At 67.1% G+C, this 15,764-nt stretch carries 17 protein-coding genes; 12 read left to right on the forward strand and 5 right to left on the reverse strand.

The window, feature by feature from the left end; all coding sequences use genetic code 11:
• From FAZ21_RS07800 to tauD, 7 genes are all read left to right on the forward strand, one after another.
• Positions 1–564, forward strand: a 564-nt coding sequence (locus tag FAZ21_RS07800) for a HEAT repeat domain-containing protein (RefSeq protein ID WP_211243406.1), incomplete at its 5' end; no start/stop codon positions are given.
• Positions 561–839 carry a DUF971 domain-containing protein gene (locus FAZ21_RS07805; protein ID WP_136772710.1) on the forward strand — a complete coding sequence of 93 codons (279 nt, stop codon included), beginning with the start codon at positions 561–563 and terminating at the stop codon, positions 837–839. The genes FAZ21_RS07800 and FAZ21_RS07805, both read left to right, overlap by 4 nt.
• A gap of 420 nt (positions 840–1,259) precedes the next feature.
• A complete protein-coding gene (locus tag FAZ21_RS07810; protein WP_136772711.1) occupies positions 1,260–3,017 on the forward strand; it encodes a GGDEF domain-containing protein in 1,758 nt (585 codons plus the stop codon).
• A gap of 259 nt (positions 3,018–3,276) precedes the next feature.
• On the forward strand, positions 3,277–4,266 hold the full coding sequence (tauA, locus tag FAZ21_RS07815) for a taurine ABC transporter substrate-binding protein (protein WP_136772712.1): 990 nt from the start codon (positions 3,277–3,279) through the stop codon (positions 4,264–4,266).
• A 124-nt stretch (positions 4,267–4,390) separates the two neighbouring features.
• Positions 4,391–5,194 carry a taurine ABC transporter ATP-binding subunit gene (tauB, locus tag FAZ21_RS07820; protein WP_136772713.1) on the forward strand — a complete coding sequence of 268 codons (804 nt, stop codon included), beginning with the start codon at positions 4,391–4,393 and terminating at the stop codon, positions 5,192–5,194.
• Positions 5,191–6,033 carry a taurine ABC transporter permease TauC gene (tauC, locus tag FAZ21_RS07825; RefSeq protein ID WP_136772714.1) on the forward strand — a complete coding sequence of 281 codons (843 nt, stop codon included), beginning with the start codon at positions 5,191–5,193 and terminating at the stop codon, positions 6,031–6,033. The genes tauB and tauC overlap by 4 nt, the downstream gene beginning before the upstream one ends.
• 78 nt (positions 6,034–6,111) lie before the next feature.
• A complete protein-coding gene (tauD, locus tag FAZ21_RS07830; protein ID WP_136772715.1) occupies positions 6,112–6,948 on the forward strand; it encodes a taurine dioxygenase in 837 nt (278 codons plus the stop codon).
• A gap of 30 nt (positions 6,949–6,978) precedes the next feature.
• On the opposite strand, the gene FAZ21_RS07835 is transcribed toward tauD, so the two are convergent.
• Positions 6,979–7,395, reverse strand: a complete 417-nt coding sequence (locus FAZ21_RS07835) for a VOC family protein (protein WP_136772716.1) — start codon at positions 7,393–7,395, stop codon at positions 6,979–6,981.
• Between the two features lie 188 nt (positions 7,396–7,583).
• On the opposite strand from FAZ21_RS07835, the gene FAZ21_RS07840 reads away from it, so the two are divergent.
• Complete coding sequence (locus FAZ21_RS07840; protein WP_136772717.1) at positions 7,584–9,836, forward strand: heavy metal translocating P-type ATPase; 2,253 nt, start codon at positions 7,584–7,586, stop codon at positions 9,834–9,836.
• 124 nt (positions 9,837–9,960) lie between these two features.
• Here FAZ21_RS07840 and FAZ21_RS07845 read toward each other — a convergent pair whose 3' ends face one another.
• Both FAZ21_RS07845 and FAZ21_RS07850 read right to left on the reverse strand, forming a co-directional pair.
• Positions 9,961–10,401 carry an acetyltransferase gene (locus FAZ21_RS07845; protein ID WP_136772718.1) on the reverse strand — a complete coding sequence of 147 codons (441 nt, stop codon included), beginning with the start codon at positions 10,399–10,401 and terminating at the stop codon, positions 9,961–9,963.
• 70 nt (positions 10,402–10,471) lie between these two features.
• Positions 10,472–11,101: a DJ-1/PfpI family protein gene (locus FAZ21_RS07850; protein ID WP_136772719.1), complete on the reverse strand. Its 630-nt coding sequence runs from the start codon at positions 11,099–11,101 to the stop codon at positions 10,472–10,474.
• 221 nt (positions 11,102–11,322) lie between these two features.
• Between FAZ21_RS07850 and FAZ21_RS07855 the strand changes: the two genes are divergently transcribed.
• A complete protein-coding gene (locus FAZ21_RS07855) occupies positions 11,323–11,907 on the forward strand; it encodes a GNAT family N-acetyltransferase (protein WP_136772720.1) in 585 nt (194 codons plus the stop codon).
• 155 nt (positions 11,908–12,062) lie between these two features.
• Here FAZ21_RS07855 and FAZ21_RS07860 read toward each other — a convergent pair whose 3' ends face one another.
• Positions 12,063–12,707 (reverse strand): TetR/AcrR family transcriptional regulator, encoded by a 645-nt coding sequence (locus tag FAZ21_RS07860; RefSeq protein ID WP_136772721.1) that lies wholly within the window; start codon positions 12,705–12,707, stop codon positions 12,063–12,065.
• Positions 12,708–12,823: 116 nt separating this feature from the next.
• On the opposite strand from FAZ21_RS07860, the gene FAZ21_RS07865 reads away from it, so the two are divergent.
• Entirely contained in the window at positions 12,824–13,249 is a 426-nt protein-coding gene (locus tag FAZ21_RS07865; protein WP_136772722.1) for a VOC family protein, read from the forward strand.
• A gap of 121 nt (positions 13,250–13,370) precedes the next feature.
• A complete protein-coding gene (locus tag FAZ21_RS07870; RefSeq protein ID WP_136772723.1) occupies positions 13,371–13,832 on the forward strand; it encodes a YybH family protein in 462 nt (153 codons plus the stop codon).
• Between the two features lie 19 nt (positions 13,833–13,851).
• Here FAZ21_RS07870 and FAZ21_RS07875 read toward each other — a convergent pair whose 3' ends face one another.
• Positions 13,852–14,775, reverse strand: a complete 924-nt coding sequence (locus FAZ21_RS07875; RefSeq protein ID WP_136772724.1) for a LysR family transcriptional regulator — start codon at positions 14,773–14,775, stop codon at positions 13,852–13,854.
• A 101-nt stretch (positions 14,776–14,876) separates the two neighbouring features.
• Here FAZ21_RS07875 and FAZ21_RS07880 point away from each other — a divergent pair, with 101 nt between their 5' ends.
• Positions 14,877–15,620: an SDR family oxidoreductase gene (locus FAZ21_RS07880; RefSeq protein WP_136772725.1), complete on the forward strand. Its 744-nt coding sequence runs from the start codon at positions 14,877–14,879 to the stop codon at positions 15,618–15,620.
• The last annotated feature ends 144 nt before the right edge of the window (positions 15,621–15,764 follow it).

The raw sequence follows: 15,764 nt of genomic DNA on the forward strand, positions 1-15,764 counted from the left end.
GACGCCGCGCTGGACGCGCTGACCCACACCAATGCGGCGGTGCGGCGCGAAGCGGTGGGCGTGCTCGGCTGGCTCAAGCTGGCCACCGCAGTGCCCGCACTGGCGCGGCTGGCACAGACCGACCCGGATGCCGAGGTACGCCGCATCGCCAGCGGCGCGCTGGGTTTCGCCGATGGGGCCGCCATACTGCCGGCCCTGTTGGCGGCGCTGGCCGACCCACAGTGGGCGGTGCGCGAGGAGGCCGCCACCACCTTGGGCAAACTGCGCCTGCGCCCGGCCGCGCCGGCATTGATCGACAGCCTGTACGGCGACATCTGGCAGGTACGGATCAAGGCAGCCCGCGCGCTGGGCCTGATCGGCGACGCCACCGCCATGCCCGCACTGATCGCCAGCCTGGGCCATGCCGCCGGCAACCTGCGCAAGGAAGCCGCCATCGCCCTGGGCGAGATCGGCGACGCCACGGCGGAACCCGCGCTGCGCCTGGCCGAATCCGACCCCGACCCCGAAGTACGCAAAGCCGCGCGGCTGGGCCTGGCCGGATTGCGCCGCGAAGACCAGCCATGACCCCGCATCACGTCACCCTCACTGCCGATGCCCTGGCGCTGACCTGGCCCGACGGCGACATCACGCTCCCCGCCCCGCTGCTGCGCCACGCCTGCCGCTGCGCCGACTGCCGCGCGCTGACGCTGCGCGGCATGTCACCGCAGGCGCCGGCCGCGATCCGCCTGCAAGGCGCCGAGCCCATTGGGCACTACGCTCTGCAACTGCGCTTCGACGATGGGCACCAACGCGGCATCTACCCTTGGGAATACCTGCGGCAGATGGCGGGGCTGGATTGAAACGCAGCGCCCGCATCGCTTCACCCCAGCGCCCGACAGCCGGGCAAAGGGCGCGGCGGGACGCCGGTGCAACGGCGTGGGAAACCGCGCTCGGCGCTGGGTGGAGCCCCTCGGTGGCGGCGCGGCAGCCACTTTCGCTATCGGAATAATCTGTCTGGCATTTTCACACCAACGGCGCCGGCCACCGGCGCATGGCGGCGTCCCGCCAAGCATCCGCCGTGCCCGGGCCGCGCCGCAAGCGGCGATCTGACTGGAAAGCAGCGCGGCCGGCCACGAATTCGCCACGCGCCGCGCCCCCCGATCCATGTGCATGTCGTGCCACGCCCGGCGCTCCGGGCGCCGGTGGCGTTTGTGCGAGATCAAATTTTTCCCGTACCGGCGATTTCAGTATCGGCGCATCGCCGCCACCGGATCGCCGTCATGAGACGCCTCACCCTCGACCAGAAGTTTCAACTATGCTCGCTGGTCATCGTGCTGATCACCGCAGCCCTGGCCGGGCAGTTGATCTACCACAGCTACCGGGAATTCCGGCTGAACCAGAAAAGCCTGGAAAACCTGTCGCTGTATCACGCAGTACTGGATGCCGCCAATGTGCTGGCGGCCGAGCGAGGCGAAACCTTTCGGCTGATCAGCGATCTGCGAGTCCACAATTACCCGCAGCGCCGCGCGGTGGCGCAGGCCCGTCAGCGCAGCGATGGCGAGCTGAAGCAGATCGCGGCCCTGATCAAGCGGCATCAGGAGGATTTCGTGGTGTCGATCCAGGCCGTGGACCATGCGCGGCGGGATCTAACCAGGGCCCGTGAGCTGGCCGACTCGGTGGCTGACAAGCCGCTGGCTCGACGCGGCGGCACGGAAATCACGCAGGTCATTGACGAACTGTATTACGTCGCCAACGACCTGCGCCCGGCCATTATCGAGACGGGAATGCACTCAGTTGAAACGGATCGACGAATTTCCTATGCGGTGGTGATGTCGCGGATGCTGGGACTTGCCCGCGAACACGCCGGGCGCGTGGGTGCGCAACTGATGGTGCCATTGATCAAACGCGAGGCCATCGGCGCGGATCGGCAACAACGTATCGGGAACTTCCGCGAGCGCCTGAACGATATGGCCGAAGGGTTCAAACAGCAAATGAGCAACTACCGGATGCAGTCGGGTCTGCAGCAGGCGCGCGAGGCCATGGAACGGGACTACTTCGGCGAGGGCTATCGGCTGCTCGACGAGGTGTTGCAGCAAGGCAGCCACTCAGGGGATCGGCTGCCATCGGTGATGGCCTTTACCGAACGCTACACGCACGCCATGCGCTCGGTCGAGCAGATGCAGGAGCGGCTCATCCAGGCGGCCGCCGAGCAGTCGCAGCAGGGCGTGGTGAACGCCAAGCGCGAAGCGGTGCAGGTGCTGTTGCTGTGCGGCGCGCTGATCGGGGTGCTGATCGCGCTGCTGTACACCAGCCGGCGCCGGCTGCTGCTGCCGTTGCTCCAGGCGCGCCACGGCATCATCGAGCTGGCCGAGGGCAATCTGATGCCACTGCGCCGCCCCCGCAGCGGCCCCGAGGTGGAAAAGCTGTTCGACGCCCTCGACACCCTGCGCTCCAGCCAGGAAAAGCGCGTCCAGGCCGAGCAGCGTCTGAGCCAACTGACCCAGCAACTGAAGCGCCAGGCCGAGACCGATGTGCTGACCGGCGTGCACAACCGCCGCGCTCTGGAGGATATCGGCGAGCAGTTGCTGACCCATGCCGCGCTGGGCGACTGGCGGGTCGGGCTGGTGATGTTCGATATCGATCACTTCAAGAAGGTCAACGACGTCCACGGCCACCCGGTGGGCGACCTGGTGCTGAAGATGGTGGCGCAGACGGTGCTGGAAACCTGTCGCAACGAAGACAACGTGGGACGGTTCGGCGGCGAGGAATTCATCGTGCTGGTGCCGCTGGCGGATGCCAAGGCGGTGCGGGCGGTGGCGGAAAAACTGCGCCGCGTGATCGCTGGCGCCAGCGTGCAGTTGCCGGGAGGCCGCACCCTGAGTGTGACCGCCAGCTTCGGCGTCTCGCTCAGTTGTGCCCGCTCGACCTGGGGTGACCTGGTATCCGAGGCCGACACGGCGCTGTACCAGGCCAAGCACTCGGGCCGCAATTGCGTGGTGGGCCTGGAACCGGCGGAAAACAGCGCGAGCGCCGCGTGACGGCTAGGCGGGCCAAACGCAATCGCTGTAGATACCGAGGACACGGAGAAAACCCACGAGATGAACAGTCTTTCCCTGGGGGCTTTCTCTCCTCGGTGCTCGCGGTGTCCACACCAGTGCCTTATCATAACGCCCTCTTCCAAATATTGCATTTTGTTATTTTGAAATAGTTTTATATTCCTTTTTATATACAAATACTGCTTGTTAGATTGCCTCCATCGACCGCTGCCTTCGCGGCGGCAACCTGGAGCACAACACGATGAGCACGCTTGATCGCACCACCCGCTGGCTGTCCGCCCTGGCCTTGACCGGCACAGCCTTTGCCGTCCATGCCGCCGACGTCACCATCGCCTACCAGACCACCGTCGAGCCGGCCAAAGTGGCCCAGGCCGACGGCGCCTACGAAAAAGCGAGCGGCGCCAAGATCGATTGGCGCAAGTTCGAGAGCGGCGCCGAGGTGATCACGGCGGTGGCGTCGGGCGATGTGCAGATCGGCTATGTGGGTTCCAGCCCGCTGGCGGCGGCAGCCAGCCGTTCGCTGCCGATCCAGACCTTCCTGATCGCGGCGCAGATCGGTTCGGCCGAGGCGCTGGTGGTGCGCAACGGCGCCGGCATCGCCAAGCCGGCCGATCTCGCCGGCAAGAAGATCGCCGTGCCGTTCGTTTCGACCACCCATTACAGCCTGCTGGCCGCGCTCAAACACTGGAAGATCGATCCATCCAAGGTGCAGATCGTCAACCTGCGGCCGTCCGAAATCACTGCGGCATGGCAACGCGGCGACATCGATGCCGCCTACGTGTGGGACCCGGCGCTGGGCAAGGCCAAGGAGAACGGCAAGGTGCTGGTGAGTTCCACCGATGTGGCCAAATGGGGCGCGCCCACCTTCGATGCCTGGATCGTGCGCAAGGATTTCGCCGAGAAGAACCCCAGGTTCGTCGAGCAGTTTGCCCGCGTCACGCTCAAGGCATATGCCGACTATGCCGCTAACCCCAAGGCGTTCGCAGCCAAGGCGGCCAATGTGGAGAAGATCGCCCGCGTTACCGGCTCCAAGCCGGAGGAAGTGGCCGGGCTGCTGACGGGCAACCGCTACCCGCTGGCGGACGAGCAGGCCAGGTTGCTGGCCGACGCCACCACCAAGGCACTGACCGATACCTCGGCCTTCCTCAAGGACCAGGGCAAAGTGGACGCGCTGCAACCGAGCTACGCCAGCTACGTGAGCAACCGCTACGCCAAGGCCGCGCTGAAGTAAACGCCGCCACCGCCGCAACCCTGGCGCAGCCGGCCCGCCCCGACGTGGCATACGGCAGGCAAGGCCCGGCGCCTTGCCTGCCGCCGCCGCAAGGCCTGGTCGGCAGCGCTTGCTGGAGCCCCTCATGTCTTCGCTGATCGTCGATCGTGTCTCAGTGCGCTATGCCGGTGCCACCGGCCTGGCGTTGTCCGAGGTTTCGCTGACCGTGCCACCGGAAAGCCTGGTGGTGGCACTGGGACCGTCCGGCTGCGGCAAGACCACCCTGCTCAACCTGATCGCGGGCTTCATCGCGCCGGACCACGGCAGCGTCATGCTCGACGGCAAGGCGGTGAGCGGCCCCGGCGCCGAGCGCGGCGTGGTGTTCCAGCACGACGCACTGCTGCCATGGCTGGACGTGGCGGACAACGTGGCATTCGGCCTGCGTCTGCGCGGCGTGCCGGCACGCGAGCGGCAAGCGCGGGCGCGGCAGGTGCTGCGACTGGTGGACCTGGACGGCTACGCCGGCCACCGCGTATGGCAGTTGTCCGGGGGCATGCGCCAGCGCGTCGGCTTGGCACGGGCGCTGGCGGCCGATCCGCGCGTATTGCTGATGGACGAACCGTTCGGCGCGCTGGATGCCTTCATCCGCGAGCAGATGCAGTCGCTATTGCTGCGTCTCTGGCGCGAAACCGGCAAGCGAGTGTTCCTGATCACCCACGACATCGAGGAGGCAGTGTTCCTCGCCACCGAACTGGTGCTGATGTCGCCGGGGCCCGGGCGCATCGTCGAGCGGCTGTCGCTGGATTTCGGTCGCCGCCACGCCGCCGGCGAGCCGGTGCGCGAGATCAAATCCGACCCCGCCTTCATCGCCGTGCGCGAACATGTGCTGGCACGCGTGTTCGCACACCGCGCCAGCCAGGCCGACGTATCGCAAGGAGTGATCGCATGAACGCCGCCGACCTCGCACTGGGCGAACATGAATTTCCCGTGGCCGAACAGGCCGAGCCGCAACGCCCGCCCCGACGCGGCACGCTGCGCCTGGGCGTGACCACGGTGGCAACGCTGCTGGCACTGTGGTGGGCCGTCAGCGCCAGTGGCCTGATACCGCCGTTGTTCCTGCCACCGCCACAGGCGGTATTGGCCAAGCTGTGGCTGACTGCCACCCAGGGCTATATGGACGCCACGCTGTGGCAGCATCTGGGCGCCAGCGCCCTGCGCATCGTGCTGGCGCTGATCGCCGCCATGCTGTTCGCGGTACCGGTGGGCATCGCCATCGGCCTGTCGCGCACCGCGCGCGGCGTGCTCGATCCGCTGATCGAGTTTTACCGGCCCATCCCGCCGCTGGCCTACCTGCCGCTGATCGTGATCTGGTTCGGCATCGGCGAATTGTCGAAAGTACTGTTGATCTACCTGGCGATCTTTGCCCCGATTGCCATCGCCACCGCCACCGGCGTGCGCGGGGTGGACCCGGCGCGGGTGCGCGCCGCCCAATCGCTGGGCGCCAGCCGCTGGCAGTTGATCCGCCACGTGATCGTGCCTTCCGCGCTGCCCGACATCCTCACCGGCGTGCGCATCGGGCTGGGAACCGGCTGGTCCACCCTGGTGGCCGCCGAACTGGTGGCCGCCACGCGTGGGCTGGGCTTCATGGTGCAGTCGGCGGCACAGTTCCTGGTGACCGACGTAGTGGTGCTGGGCATCCTGGTCATCGCCGTGATCGCCTTCGCGCTGGAGCTGGGCCTGCGCGCGCTGCAACGCCGGCTGGTGCCCTGGCAGGGCCAACCCCACTGAAACGGGACTGCGTTGTACGACCCGACAGCACCGCAGCGCCGGGTCTTGCCCACCGCTCCCGGCAATCCGAGAACCCTCATGCCTTCGATCGAGATCACCTCCCTCAGCCCCGCCCTCGGCGCCGTCGTCAGCGGCCTCTCGCTGGACGAACCACTGGACAAGGCACGCCACGCCCTGCTGCACGAGGCACTGCTGCGCCATCAGGTACTGTTCTTTCGCGACCAGCCGCTCACCCCGGCGCGGCAGCGCGATTTCGCACGCCACTTCGGCGACCTGCACGTGCACCCGATCTACCCCAACGTGCCAGAGACACCGCAGATCCTGGTGCTGGACACCCACGCCGATAACCTGCCGGACAACGACAACTGGCACACCGACGTGACCTTCATCGCCACCCCGCCCCTGGGCGCGGTGCTGGCCGCCAAGCAGTTGCCGGCCACCGGTGGCGACACGCTATGGTCCAGCGGCACGGCGGCGTTCGATGCGCTGTCGCCCCGGTTGCAGGCGCTGCTGGATGGGCTGACCGCGACGCATGACTTCGCCAAGTCGTTCCCCGCCAGCCGCCACGGCATCTCCGACGCCGGTCGCGCGCAATGGGAAGCCACCCGCGCCAGGCATCCACCGCTGTCGCACCCGGTGATCCGCACCCACCCGGAAACCGGACGCAAGGCGATCTTCGTCAACGAAGGCTTCACCCTGCGCATCGATCAACTGCCGCCGCCCGAATCGGACGCGCTGCTGGCCTTTCTCTACGCCCACATCGCCCGACCGGAATTCACCGTGCGCTGGCGCTGGCAGGTGAACGACGTAGCGTTCTGGGACAACCGCGTCACCCAGCACTACGCCGTGGCCGACTACCTGCCGGCCCGCCGAGTGATGCACCGCGCGACGATCCTCGGAGATGTGCCGGTCTGAGGGGGCAAACCGGACCCCAAGTCTTGAAGTTCAAGATGTGGCGGTTGCTTCAAGACCTGGGGCTGTCCTGCCGTGAAAAACCGCCTCGATGTTGTAGCCATCCGGGTCGAACACGAAAGCGGCGTAGTAGCCGGCGTGGTAATGCGGGCGCGGGCCGGGTGCGCCGTTGTCGCGCGCGCCGGCAGCCAGCGCGGCCGCGTGGAAGGCGGCCACCTGTTCGACGCTGGTAGCGCGGAAAGCGATATGGCTGCGCGGGGTATGGGGCTCGCCCTGGCTGATCCAGAAATCCCCGCCCGGATCGTCGCCAGCCTCGGCGTCGCCATCGCCAAACCCCACCGCCACGCCAAAATCGAGACGAATCGTATAGCCCAGCGTGGCAAGCACGGTCTGATAGAACTGCCTGCTTTGCAGAAGATTGGAAACATTGATGCCAGTGTGGTCGATCATGGCGGGCTCCTGAGTTGAAATGGCTACACTAAAGCCCCGTCGCAGGTATTGCGCCATGACGGTGGCCTACCTTGCGCGGACCTCGGCAAGGCCGGCAAACCGTCGACGGCCTGCCGCGCAACGACGGGGTTGACCCTGTAGCCGCTACAGGGTGTGTACTGGGTATATGTCCCCACGAGGTAATCGACATGGCCCGCTGCTGCAACCACGACCATCACCCCGGCCCAGCGCCCTCGCAAGCCCCCGTCCACTCGCACGACCCTGGGCACGACCACTGCTGCGATCACGATACGCCCGCGCCGCAGGCCAGTGCCGCCGCGCTGGATGCCGCCGCCGGCACCCGCAGCGCGATCCGCATCACGCAGATGGACTGCCCCACCGAAGAAGCGCTGATCCGCAACAAGCTGGGAGCGATGGAGGGGATTGCCGCGCTGGATTTCAACCTGATGCAACGCGTGCTCACCGTGGTGCACGCACCGGAACAGTTGCCGCGCATTCTCGCCGCGATCCGCACGCTGGACTTCGAGCCGGAACTGCTTGGCGACGATGCGTCATCGCAACCGGCCGCGCCGCCCGCACCGACCCGCTGGTGGCCGCTGGCACTGGCGGGCGCCGCCGCGCTGGGCGCCGAGGCAGTGGACTGGCTGGCCGGCCCGGTGTGGCTGGCCGCTGCGCTCGCCATCACCGCCGTGGCGCTGAGCGGCCTGACCACCTATCGCAAGGGCTGGGTGGCGATCCGCAACGGCAACCTCAACATCAACGCACTGATGAGCATTGCCGTAACCGGCGCACTGCTGCTGGGACAGTGGCCGGAGGCCGCCATGGTGATGGTGCTGTTCACCGTGGCCGAGCTGATCGAAGCCCGCTCGCTGGACCGCGCGCGCAACGCCATCGCCGGCCTGTTGCAACTGGCGCCCGAGCAGGCCACGGTGCGCCAGCCCGACGGTGGCTGGCTGGCAATGGACGCCACCGCGATCGCGCCCGACAGCACGGTGCGGGTGCGCCCCGGCGAGCGGCTGGCGCTGGATGGCGTGATCGTCGCCGGGCGCTCGACGCTGGATCAGTCGCCGATCACCGGCGAAAGCCTGCCAGTGGACAAGGCCGAGGGCGATGCCGTATTCGCCGGCACCATCAACCAGGCCGGCTCGTTCGAATACAGCGTCACCGCCGCCGCCGGCAACAGCACGCTGGCGCGCATCATCCACGCCGTCGAGGCCGCCCAGGGCGCGCGCGCGCCGACCCAGCGCTTCGTCGACCGCTTCGCCCGCGTCTACACCCCGCTGGTGTTCGCGCTGGCGCTGGCGGTTGCCGTGGTGCCGCCGCTAGTGCTGGGCGGCGGCTGGTACGATTGGGTCTATAAGGCGCTGGTGCTGCTGGTGATCGCCTGCCCCTGCGCGCTGGTGATCTCCACCCCGGTGACCATCGTCAGCGGGCTGGCCACCGCGGCGCGGCGCGGTATCCTGATCAAGGGCGGCGTCTACCTGGAGCAAGGCCGTACCCTGCGCTGGCTGGCGCTGGACAAGACCGGCACCCTCACCCACGGCAAACCGGTGCAGACCGACTTCGAGCCACGCGCCGACCTGCCGGCCGCCACCTGCCGCGCGCTGGCGGCCAGCCTGGCCAGACGCTCCGACCACCCGGTGTCGCTGGCCATCGCCCAGGCCGCCGACGCCGATGGTGTGCCGCGCCACGAAGTGGACGCCTTCGCCGCCCTGGCCGGACGTGGCGTCCAAGGCCGTATCGACAACGCCGACTACTGGCTGGGCAATCACCGACTGATCGAAGAACTGGGTCGCTGCTCGCCCGAGCTGGAAGCACGGCTGGATGCGCTGGAGCGCCAGGGCCGCAGCGTGGTGGCGCTGCTGGACGCGCAACGCGTGCTGGCGTTGTTCGCCGTCGCCGACACCGTCAAGGACAGCAGCCGCGCCGCCGTGGCCGAACTGCACGCGCTGGGCGTGAACACCGTGATGCTCACCGGCGACAATCCGCACACCGCCCAGGCCATCGCCGACCAGGTCGGCATCGACCAGGCCCGCGGCAACCTGCTGCCCGACGACAAGCGCGCCGCCGTGGAAAGCCTGAGCGCACAAGGCACCGTCGGCATGGTCGGCGACGGCATCAACGACGCACCCGCCCTGGCCCGCGCCGACATCGGCTTCGCCATGGGCGCGATGGGCACCGACACCGCCATCGAAACCGCCGACGTAGCGCTGATGGACGACGACCTGCGCAAGGTGGCCGCCTTCGTGCGCCTCTCCCGCCGCACCCACGCCGTGCTGGTGCAGAACATCACCCTGGCACTGGGCATCAAGGCCGTGTTCCTGCTGCTGACACTGGCCGGGCTGGGCACCATGTGGATGGCGGTATTCGCCGACGTGGGCGCAAGCCTGCTGGTGGTGGGAAATGGGTTGAGGCTGTTGCGGCAAGGAAAGGCAAACTGATTGCTGCTCGGATGGCAGGAAAAACCGTCGCCATCACAGCCGTAACCTGTCGAATCGACCTGCCACCTCCACGCCAGCCTCGCCTCCAAGCGGGGTTGTGCGCAATGCGCAGTCTTTTTCCCCGTTACGCGGATCGATGCCGCAAATGAATCAACGGATAAGGCCGCCCCTGCCCGTCCAGCGCCGAGCGGCCGATGCGCTCGAAGCCCAGTTTTTCGTAGAAACCAGCCGCCTGCGGGTTCTGCTCGTTCACGTCGGTGCAAAGACCCGGATGGCGCTGGAGCGCGGCCTGCACCAGCAGGCGGCCCACACCGGCGCCGTGGTGATCCGGGTCGACGAACAGCGCTTCCAGCCGGCCCGCATCGAGCAGCATGAAAGCGATGGGGCGATCCGCGTCGTCCACCGCCAGCTCCAGCGGCGCCACGGGCAGGAAGGCGGCCACCTCGGCGTCGATGTCGCGGCGATCCTGGGCGGTGAGAAAGTGATGCGTGGCATCCACGGCGCGGCGCCAGATGTCGATGATGCTCGGGCCGTCCGCGGGGGTGGAAGGTCGAAGTCGGATCATGGGTGTCCTGTGGGGCGCGCCGCCAAACCGGCAAGCCAGTCGATCAGTCGAGCATGGTATGGCGATCGGGCTACGGCCGGGGGTTTTCCGTCCAGTCGAACTCCATCTGCCGCGCGGTGCGGACGGCCAGTTCGCGGCTGTGCAGGCGCTCCACCAGATGCAGGCTCATGTCGATGCCCGCCGAGATGCCGGCCGAACTGACCAGCGCGCCCTGGTCCACCCACCGCACGCCGCGCTGCACCTGCACGGCGGGGAACATGCGTTGCAGATCGTCCAGATCCTCCCAGTGGGTGGTGGCGCGCTTGCCGTCGAGCAGTCCGGCGCGGGCCAGCAGGAAGGCGCCGGTGCACACAGAGGCCACCAGCGGCACCCGGCCGGCCTGGGCGGCGATCCAGGCGATCACATCCGGCTTGTCCAGTTCGGCGCTGACCACGCCGCCGGGCACGATCAGGCAATCGATGGCGGGATGGTCAGCCAGGGTATGATCGGGCTCCATCTTCAATCCAGCCCTTGCCTTCACCGCGTCACGGTTGCGGCCAATGGTGAAGACACGAAAACGCGGTAGCGCGCCAGCGTGGTCACGGCCGTGTACCCGGGCGGCGGTGGTGAACACTTCGTATGGCCCGGCGAAATCCAGTGCCTCGACGTCGTCGAACACGTAGATACCGATGGCAAGGCTGGAAGGGCTGGCTGCGTCCATATGCGATCCACTCGGCTGGGCGGGCCAGTTTAGGACAGCGACATGGCGCGACGACAGCAACAGTTGCCCCCGCCCACCGCCGCAACAGTCACCCGCCGATACGCCGCGCCGGTTGCGCCAGCAACCCCTGGCAGACCGCGCAACCTACGCGCGCCATATTCCTTCTGGTTGACGATCGCGCAGGCTATAGAATCAGCGTTTTCCATGCTGCGCCGATTCCGATGATCGAGCTTGTTGGCAACACCGTCCTGCTGCGCGAACTGCGCACCACCGACGCCACGGCGCTGGTCGAGGCCGCGACCGACGGCGAATTGTGGCAGTCACCGGTGACGGTGATTCCCAGCGCCGCCACCGTCGAGGCATACATCGACCGGGCATTGCAGGGACAGCGGGCGGGCACGGTGTTGCCATTCGTGACCGTGGCGCGTGCCAGCGGCCGGGTGATCGGCTCCACCCGTTTCTGGAAGATCGACCACGAACACCGGCGGCTGGAGATCGGCAGTACCTGGCTGGCGCGGTCGTGGCAACGCACCGCGGCCAATACCGAGGCCAAGTTCCTGATGTTGCAACATGCCTTCGAGGCCTGGCACTGCGTGCGGGTGCAGTTCACCACCGACGTGCGCAACATGGCATCTCGCGCGGCCATCCTGCGGCTGGGCGCGGTGGAGGAAGGCGTGATCCGCAACGAGCGCATCATGCCGGACGGCCGCAAGCGCAATTCGGTGCGCTTCAGCATCATCGACGACGAATGGCCAGCGGTGCGGCAGCGCTTGCTGGAACGGCTGGAACACCGCACGCAACAATAGATTGCCGTGGGGATGGGTACCCTTTCCGGGCCCAGGCGCTCGCGGTCGAGTCCCGCAACGGAATCGGGCCGCCGGCATGGCCCCCCTCCTCCTCGAACACCCCTGTGCCCCCCATGACGCATCCCCGCGTCGGCAGCGCCACCCGGGCGTTTGCGCTACAGGCCCTTCTCCACCATATCCAGCAGCCGCTGACCGATCATCATGCGTTGCGGTTCGGGCATGCCATGCAAGGGGCCTTCGCTCAGCAACAGCGCCAGGCCATGCACGGCGGACCAGGCCAGGTACTCGGCGCCCAGCCGGCGTTCCGGCGGCAGGCCGCCCGCATCGGCCAGCCGGTTCAAGGCCATGCTCAGCAACTGGAACGGGTTCATGCCGCTGTCGCCCGCCCGGGTCGGATCGTTGTCGCCCTCGACACCTTCATGGGAGGAGAACGCCGTCTTGAACAGGCCCGGCTCGGCATGGGCGAACCGCAGGTAACCGGTACCGATCGCGCGCACGCTGTCCTGGGCCCAGCGCAGCGCCCCTGCGGCGGGGTCCAGCCCGGCCAGTTCCGCTTCCATCGCGCGCGCCACTTGCGACAACGCGTAGGAACGCACCGCCTGTAATAAATCGTCCCGATTGGCGAAATGCCGGTACGCCGCGTTCGGGACCACGCCCGCCTGTCGGGTTGCTTCCCGCAGCACCACGGCATCCGGACCGCCGGCCCTGGCCAGCGCGATGCCCGCTTCCAGCAAGGCATTGCGCAGGTCGCCATGGCGGTAAGTGGTGCGCCTGCGCGGTGAAGAGGGGGTGTCGCTCATCGTCGATCCTATGTGTACACCGTCCATTATCTCATGCTAGGTTATGTGTACCGTGTACACATGTGTTTGACGCGGCTTGCGACAACTCAATCAATGACAACCAATGGAGATCGACAATGGACCAACGACTCAGCCCCTACATCACCTTCAACGGCAACTGCGCCGAAGCCATGCGGTTCTATGAAAGCGTACTGGACGGCACGCTGCGCCTGCTGAAGCTGGCGGATTCGCCTGCCGCCGAGCATCTGCCCAATACCGACGGCAACCTCATCATGCACGCCTGCCTGGAACTGCCTGGCGGCAGGGTGATGGCTTCGGACCATATGGAAGGTTGCGGCGGCACCTTCGAAGGCATCAAGGGCATTTCCCTGGCGATCACCTATCCCACCGTGGAAGAAGCCACGCGGCGCTTCAATGCGCTGAGCGAAGGCGGCAAGATCACGATGGCGCTGCAACAGACCTTCTGGGCGGAAACCTTCGGCGTGGCCGTGGACCGATATGGCATCACCTGGCTGGTGAACGGCGGCGAAATGCAGGGTTGAGGATCACCCCCCGTGTACGATGCACAGGCTGCTGCAAGCCCCGGCCTGCTGCCACCGACGACAACGCCTCGCGATTGCGGGGCGTTGTCGTCACCGTTTCCTTCATCGCGAGGCCTGCCGCATGCCTGAACCGCCCGATCCACTGGCAGCCATCCTCGCCGCCTATCAGGCGGCGGTGCTGGCCAAGGATGTGGATGCCTTTGCCGCGCTGTACGACGACGACGTATACGTTTTCGATATGTGGGACACCTGGTCGCTGCAGGGTATCGCTGCGTGGCGCGGGATAGCGGGCGCATGGTTTTCGTCGCTCGGCGCGGAACAGGTGTACGTCCGCATCCGCGAAGCGCGATGCATCGTGGCCGATACCCTGGCGGTCGGGCACGCGATCCTCACCTACACCGCATGCTCGGCCGAAGGGCGCCCGCTGCGCTCGCTCGACAATCGCATCACGCTGGGTTTGCAGCGCCGTGGCACGGTCTGGAAAATCGTGCATGAGCACACTTCGGCACCGATCGACCATCGCTCGCTGCACGCCACGCTGACCTGCCCTCAGCCCGCGAGCAACCCGGAAAACCCGACGTAGCGATGCCCATACCGCAACCTCAACGCCCGTCGAAGCGCGCGGCCAGGCCTTTTTCGCGAAAGGCTTCGACGATGAAGTCGACGAATACCCGCGTCTTGGGCGGCAGCAGCCTGCGGTTGGGGTAATACAGGCAGATCGACCCGAGTTCGGCATACCAGCCGGGCAGCAGCCGGATCAGGTCGCCACGCGCCAGCCAGCGGACAGCATGCGCCATCGGCAGCAGTGCGATGCCATGGCCGAGCATGGCGGCATGCGCCATCGCATCGGGGTCGTCGAAAATCAGGCGCGCCCGGTAGTCGGCGGCCACCTGCTCACCCGCCCCGTTGCGCAAGGTCCACGCATATTGACGTCCAGTGGCGCCGGATCGTCGGGCAATGCCTTCCAGTTGCGCCAGATCGGCAGGATGCATCGGCATCGACCGCGTGGCCATATAGGCCGGCGATGCCACGACGATCACATGGGCGGGGGCCAGTTCGCGCAATACCACGCCTTGATTCAATGCAATGCCGCCGCCGATGGCGGCGTCGAAACCGCCACCCACCAGATCCACCGGGCGATTGTCGAACTGCCAGTCCGGCACGATGGCGGGATACCGCCGCAGGAACTCATCCAGCAGCGGCACCAGGTACTCGCGGCCGAATGCCACCCCCATGCTGACCTTGAGCACGCCGGCAGGCTGGCCATCGTCCTCCGCCGCACGCGAGAACGCGGCCTGCAATTGGGCATAAGGCTCGCCCGCCTCGTGCAGGAACTGCTCGCCACGATCGGTCAGGGTAAGACGGCGCGTGCTGCGATGGAACAGGCGTACGCCAAGCTGCGCCTCCAATCGGGCGACATTCTTGCTCACCGCCGCCGGCGTCAGCCCCAGTCGCCGCGCGGCGGCGGAGAAACTACCCGCCTGCGCGCTGACGATAAAGGCATCGAACAGGTTCAGGGCATCCATGCGGCTGTTACTTCCAGTTGAAATTGATGATCCCGATTATGACCTACCGCATGGTGAATCGGCTGGCGATACTGCATGCACCTTTCCCCCGGAGCACTGCAATGACCACAGGATTCACAGGCAGGATTGCCTTCATCACCGGCGGCTCGCGCGGCATCGGCGCCGCCATCGTCCGCCGTCTGGCGCGCGACGGCGCAGCGGTGGCGTTCACTTACCAGAACTCGGCGCCCCAGGCCCAGGCACTGGTCGCCGAGATCGAAACCACGGGTGGCAAGGCGTTCGCCATTCAGGCCGATGCCGCCGACGCCGCCGCGCTGACCCGGGCCATCGATGATGCGGCACGCCACTTTGGCCGGATCGATATCCTGGTCAACAACGCCGGCGTGGCGGTACTGGGCGCGGTGGATGCCATTGCGCTGGCAGACTTCGACCGCACCCTGGCGGTAAACGTACGTGCAGTGTTCGTCGCATCGCAGGCGGTACTGCCACACATGGGCCAGGGCGGGCGCATCATCAACATCAGCAGTTGCAATGCCGAACGTGTCCCCTTCACCGGCGCGGCCGTCTATGCCATGAGCAAATCCGCGCTGCTGGGGCTGGTCCAGGGCATGGCGCGCGATCTCGGGCCGCGCGGCATTACCGTCAACAACGTGCAACCCGGCCCCACCAATACCGACATGAACCCGGAATCGGGCGATTTCGCCAAGCTCATGCACGACCTCATGGCGCTGCCCCGCCATGCCCACCCGGATGAGATCGCCGGCATGGTGGCGTATCTGGCCAGTGCCGAGGCAGCGTTCGTAACCGGTGCCAGCCTGACCATCGATGGTGGCTTCAACGCCTGACGATACGATCCGGCCAGCCTAGGGCGTGTCATCCAATGTTTCACGACAGCGTTCGGTGCAGTTCGGGATGCCGTGCAAGGAGCTGGACGCGCCGCGGTATGGATACCGCAAGCGGCCGGCGACGCCGCGCGGCGCCCGAAATGC

Origin of the sequence: Chitiniphilus eburneus, from assembly GCF_005048205.1 — a bacterium.
Taxonomy (GTDB): domain Bacteria; phylum Pseudomonadota; class Gammaproteobacteria; order Burkholderiales; family Chitinibacteraceae; genus Chitiniphilus; species Chitiniphilus eburneus.

Coding starts and splice junctions, on each gene's coding strand:
- tauC (WP_136772714.1), top strand. CDS start 5,191: ATGAACGCCGCCGACCTCGCACTGGGCGAACATGAATTTCCCGTGGCC.
- FAZ21_RS07810 (WP_136772711.1), top strand. CDS start 1,260: ATGAGACGCCTCACCCTCGACCAGAAGTTTCAACTATGCTCGCTGGTC.
- FAZ21_RS07845 (WP_136772718.1), bottom strand. CDS start 10,401: ATGATCCGACTTCGACCTTCCACCCCCGCGGACGGCCCGAGCATCATC.
- FAZ21_RS07875 (WP_136772724.1), bottom strand. CDS start 14,775: ATGGATGCCCTGAACCTGTTCGATGCCTTTATCGTCAGCGCGCAGGCG.
- tauB (WP_136772713.1), top strand. CDS start 4,391: ATGTCTTCGCTGATCGTCGATCGTGTCTCAGTGCGCTATGCCGGTGCC.
- tauA (WP_136772712.1), top strand. CDS start 3,277: ATGAGCACGCTTGATCGCACCACCCGCTGGCTGTCCGCCCTGGCCTTG.
- FAZ21_RS07880 (WP_136772725.1), top strand. CDS start 14,877: ATGACCACAGGATTCACAGGCAGGATTGCCTTCATCACCGGCGGCTCG.
- FAZ21_RS07805 (WP_136772710.1), top strand. CDS start 561: ATGACCCCGCATCACGTCACCCTCACTGCCGATGCCCTGGCGCTGACC.
- FAZ21_RS07860 (WP_136772721.1), bottom strand. CDS start 12,707: ATGAGCGACACCCCCTCTTCACCGCGCAGGCGCACCACTTACCGCCAT.
- FAZ21_RS07850 (WP_136772719.1), bottom strand. CDS start 11,101: ATGGACGCAGCCAGCCCTTCCAGCCTTGCCATCGGTATCTACGTGTTC.
- FAZ21_RS07870 (WP_136772723.1), top strand. CDS start 13,371: ATGCCTGAACCGCCCGATCCACTGGCAGCCATCCTCGCCGCCTATCAG.
- tauD (WP_136772715.1), top strand. CDS start 6,112: ATGCCTTCGATCGAGATCACCTCCCTCAGCCCCGCCCTCGGCGCCGTC.
- FAZ21_RS07865 (WP_136772722.1), top strand. CDS start 12,824: ATGGACCAACGACTCAGCCCCTACATCACCTTCAACGGCAACTGCGCC.
- FAZ21_RS07855 (WP_136772720.1), top strand. CDS start 11,323: ATGATCGAGCTTGTTGGCAACACCGTCCTGCTGCGCGAACTGCGCACC.
- FAZ21_RS07840 (WP_136772717.1), top strand. CDS start 7,584: ATGGCCCGCTGCTGCAACCACGACCATCACCCCGGCCCAGCGCCCTCG.
- FAZ21_RS07835 (WP_136772716.1), bottom strand. CDS start 7,395: ATGATCGACCACACTGGCATCAATGTTTCCAATCTTCTGCAAAGCAGG.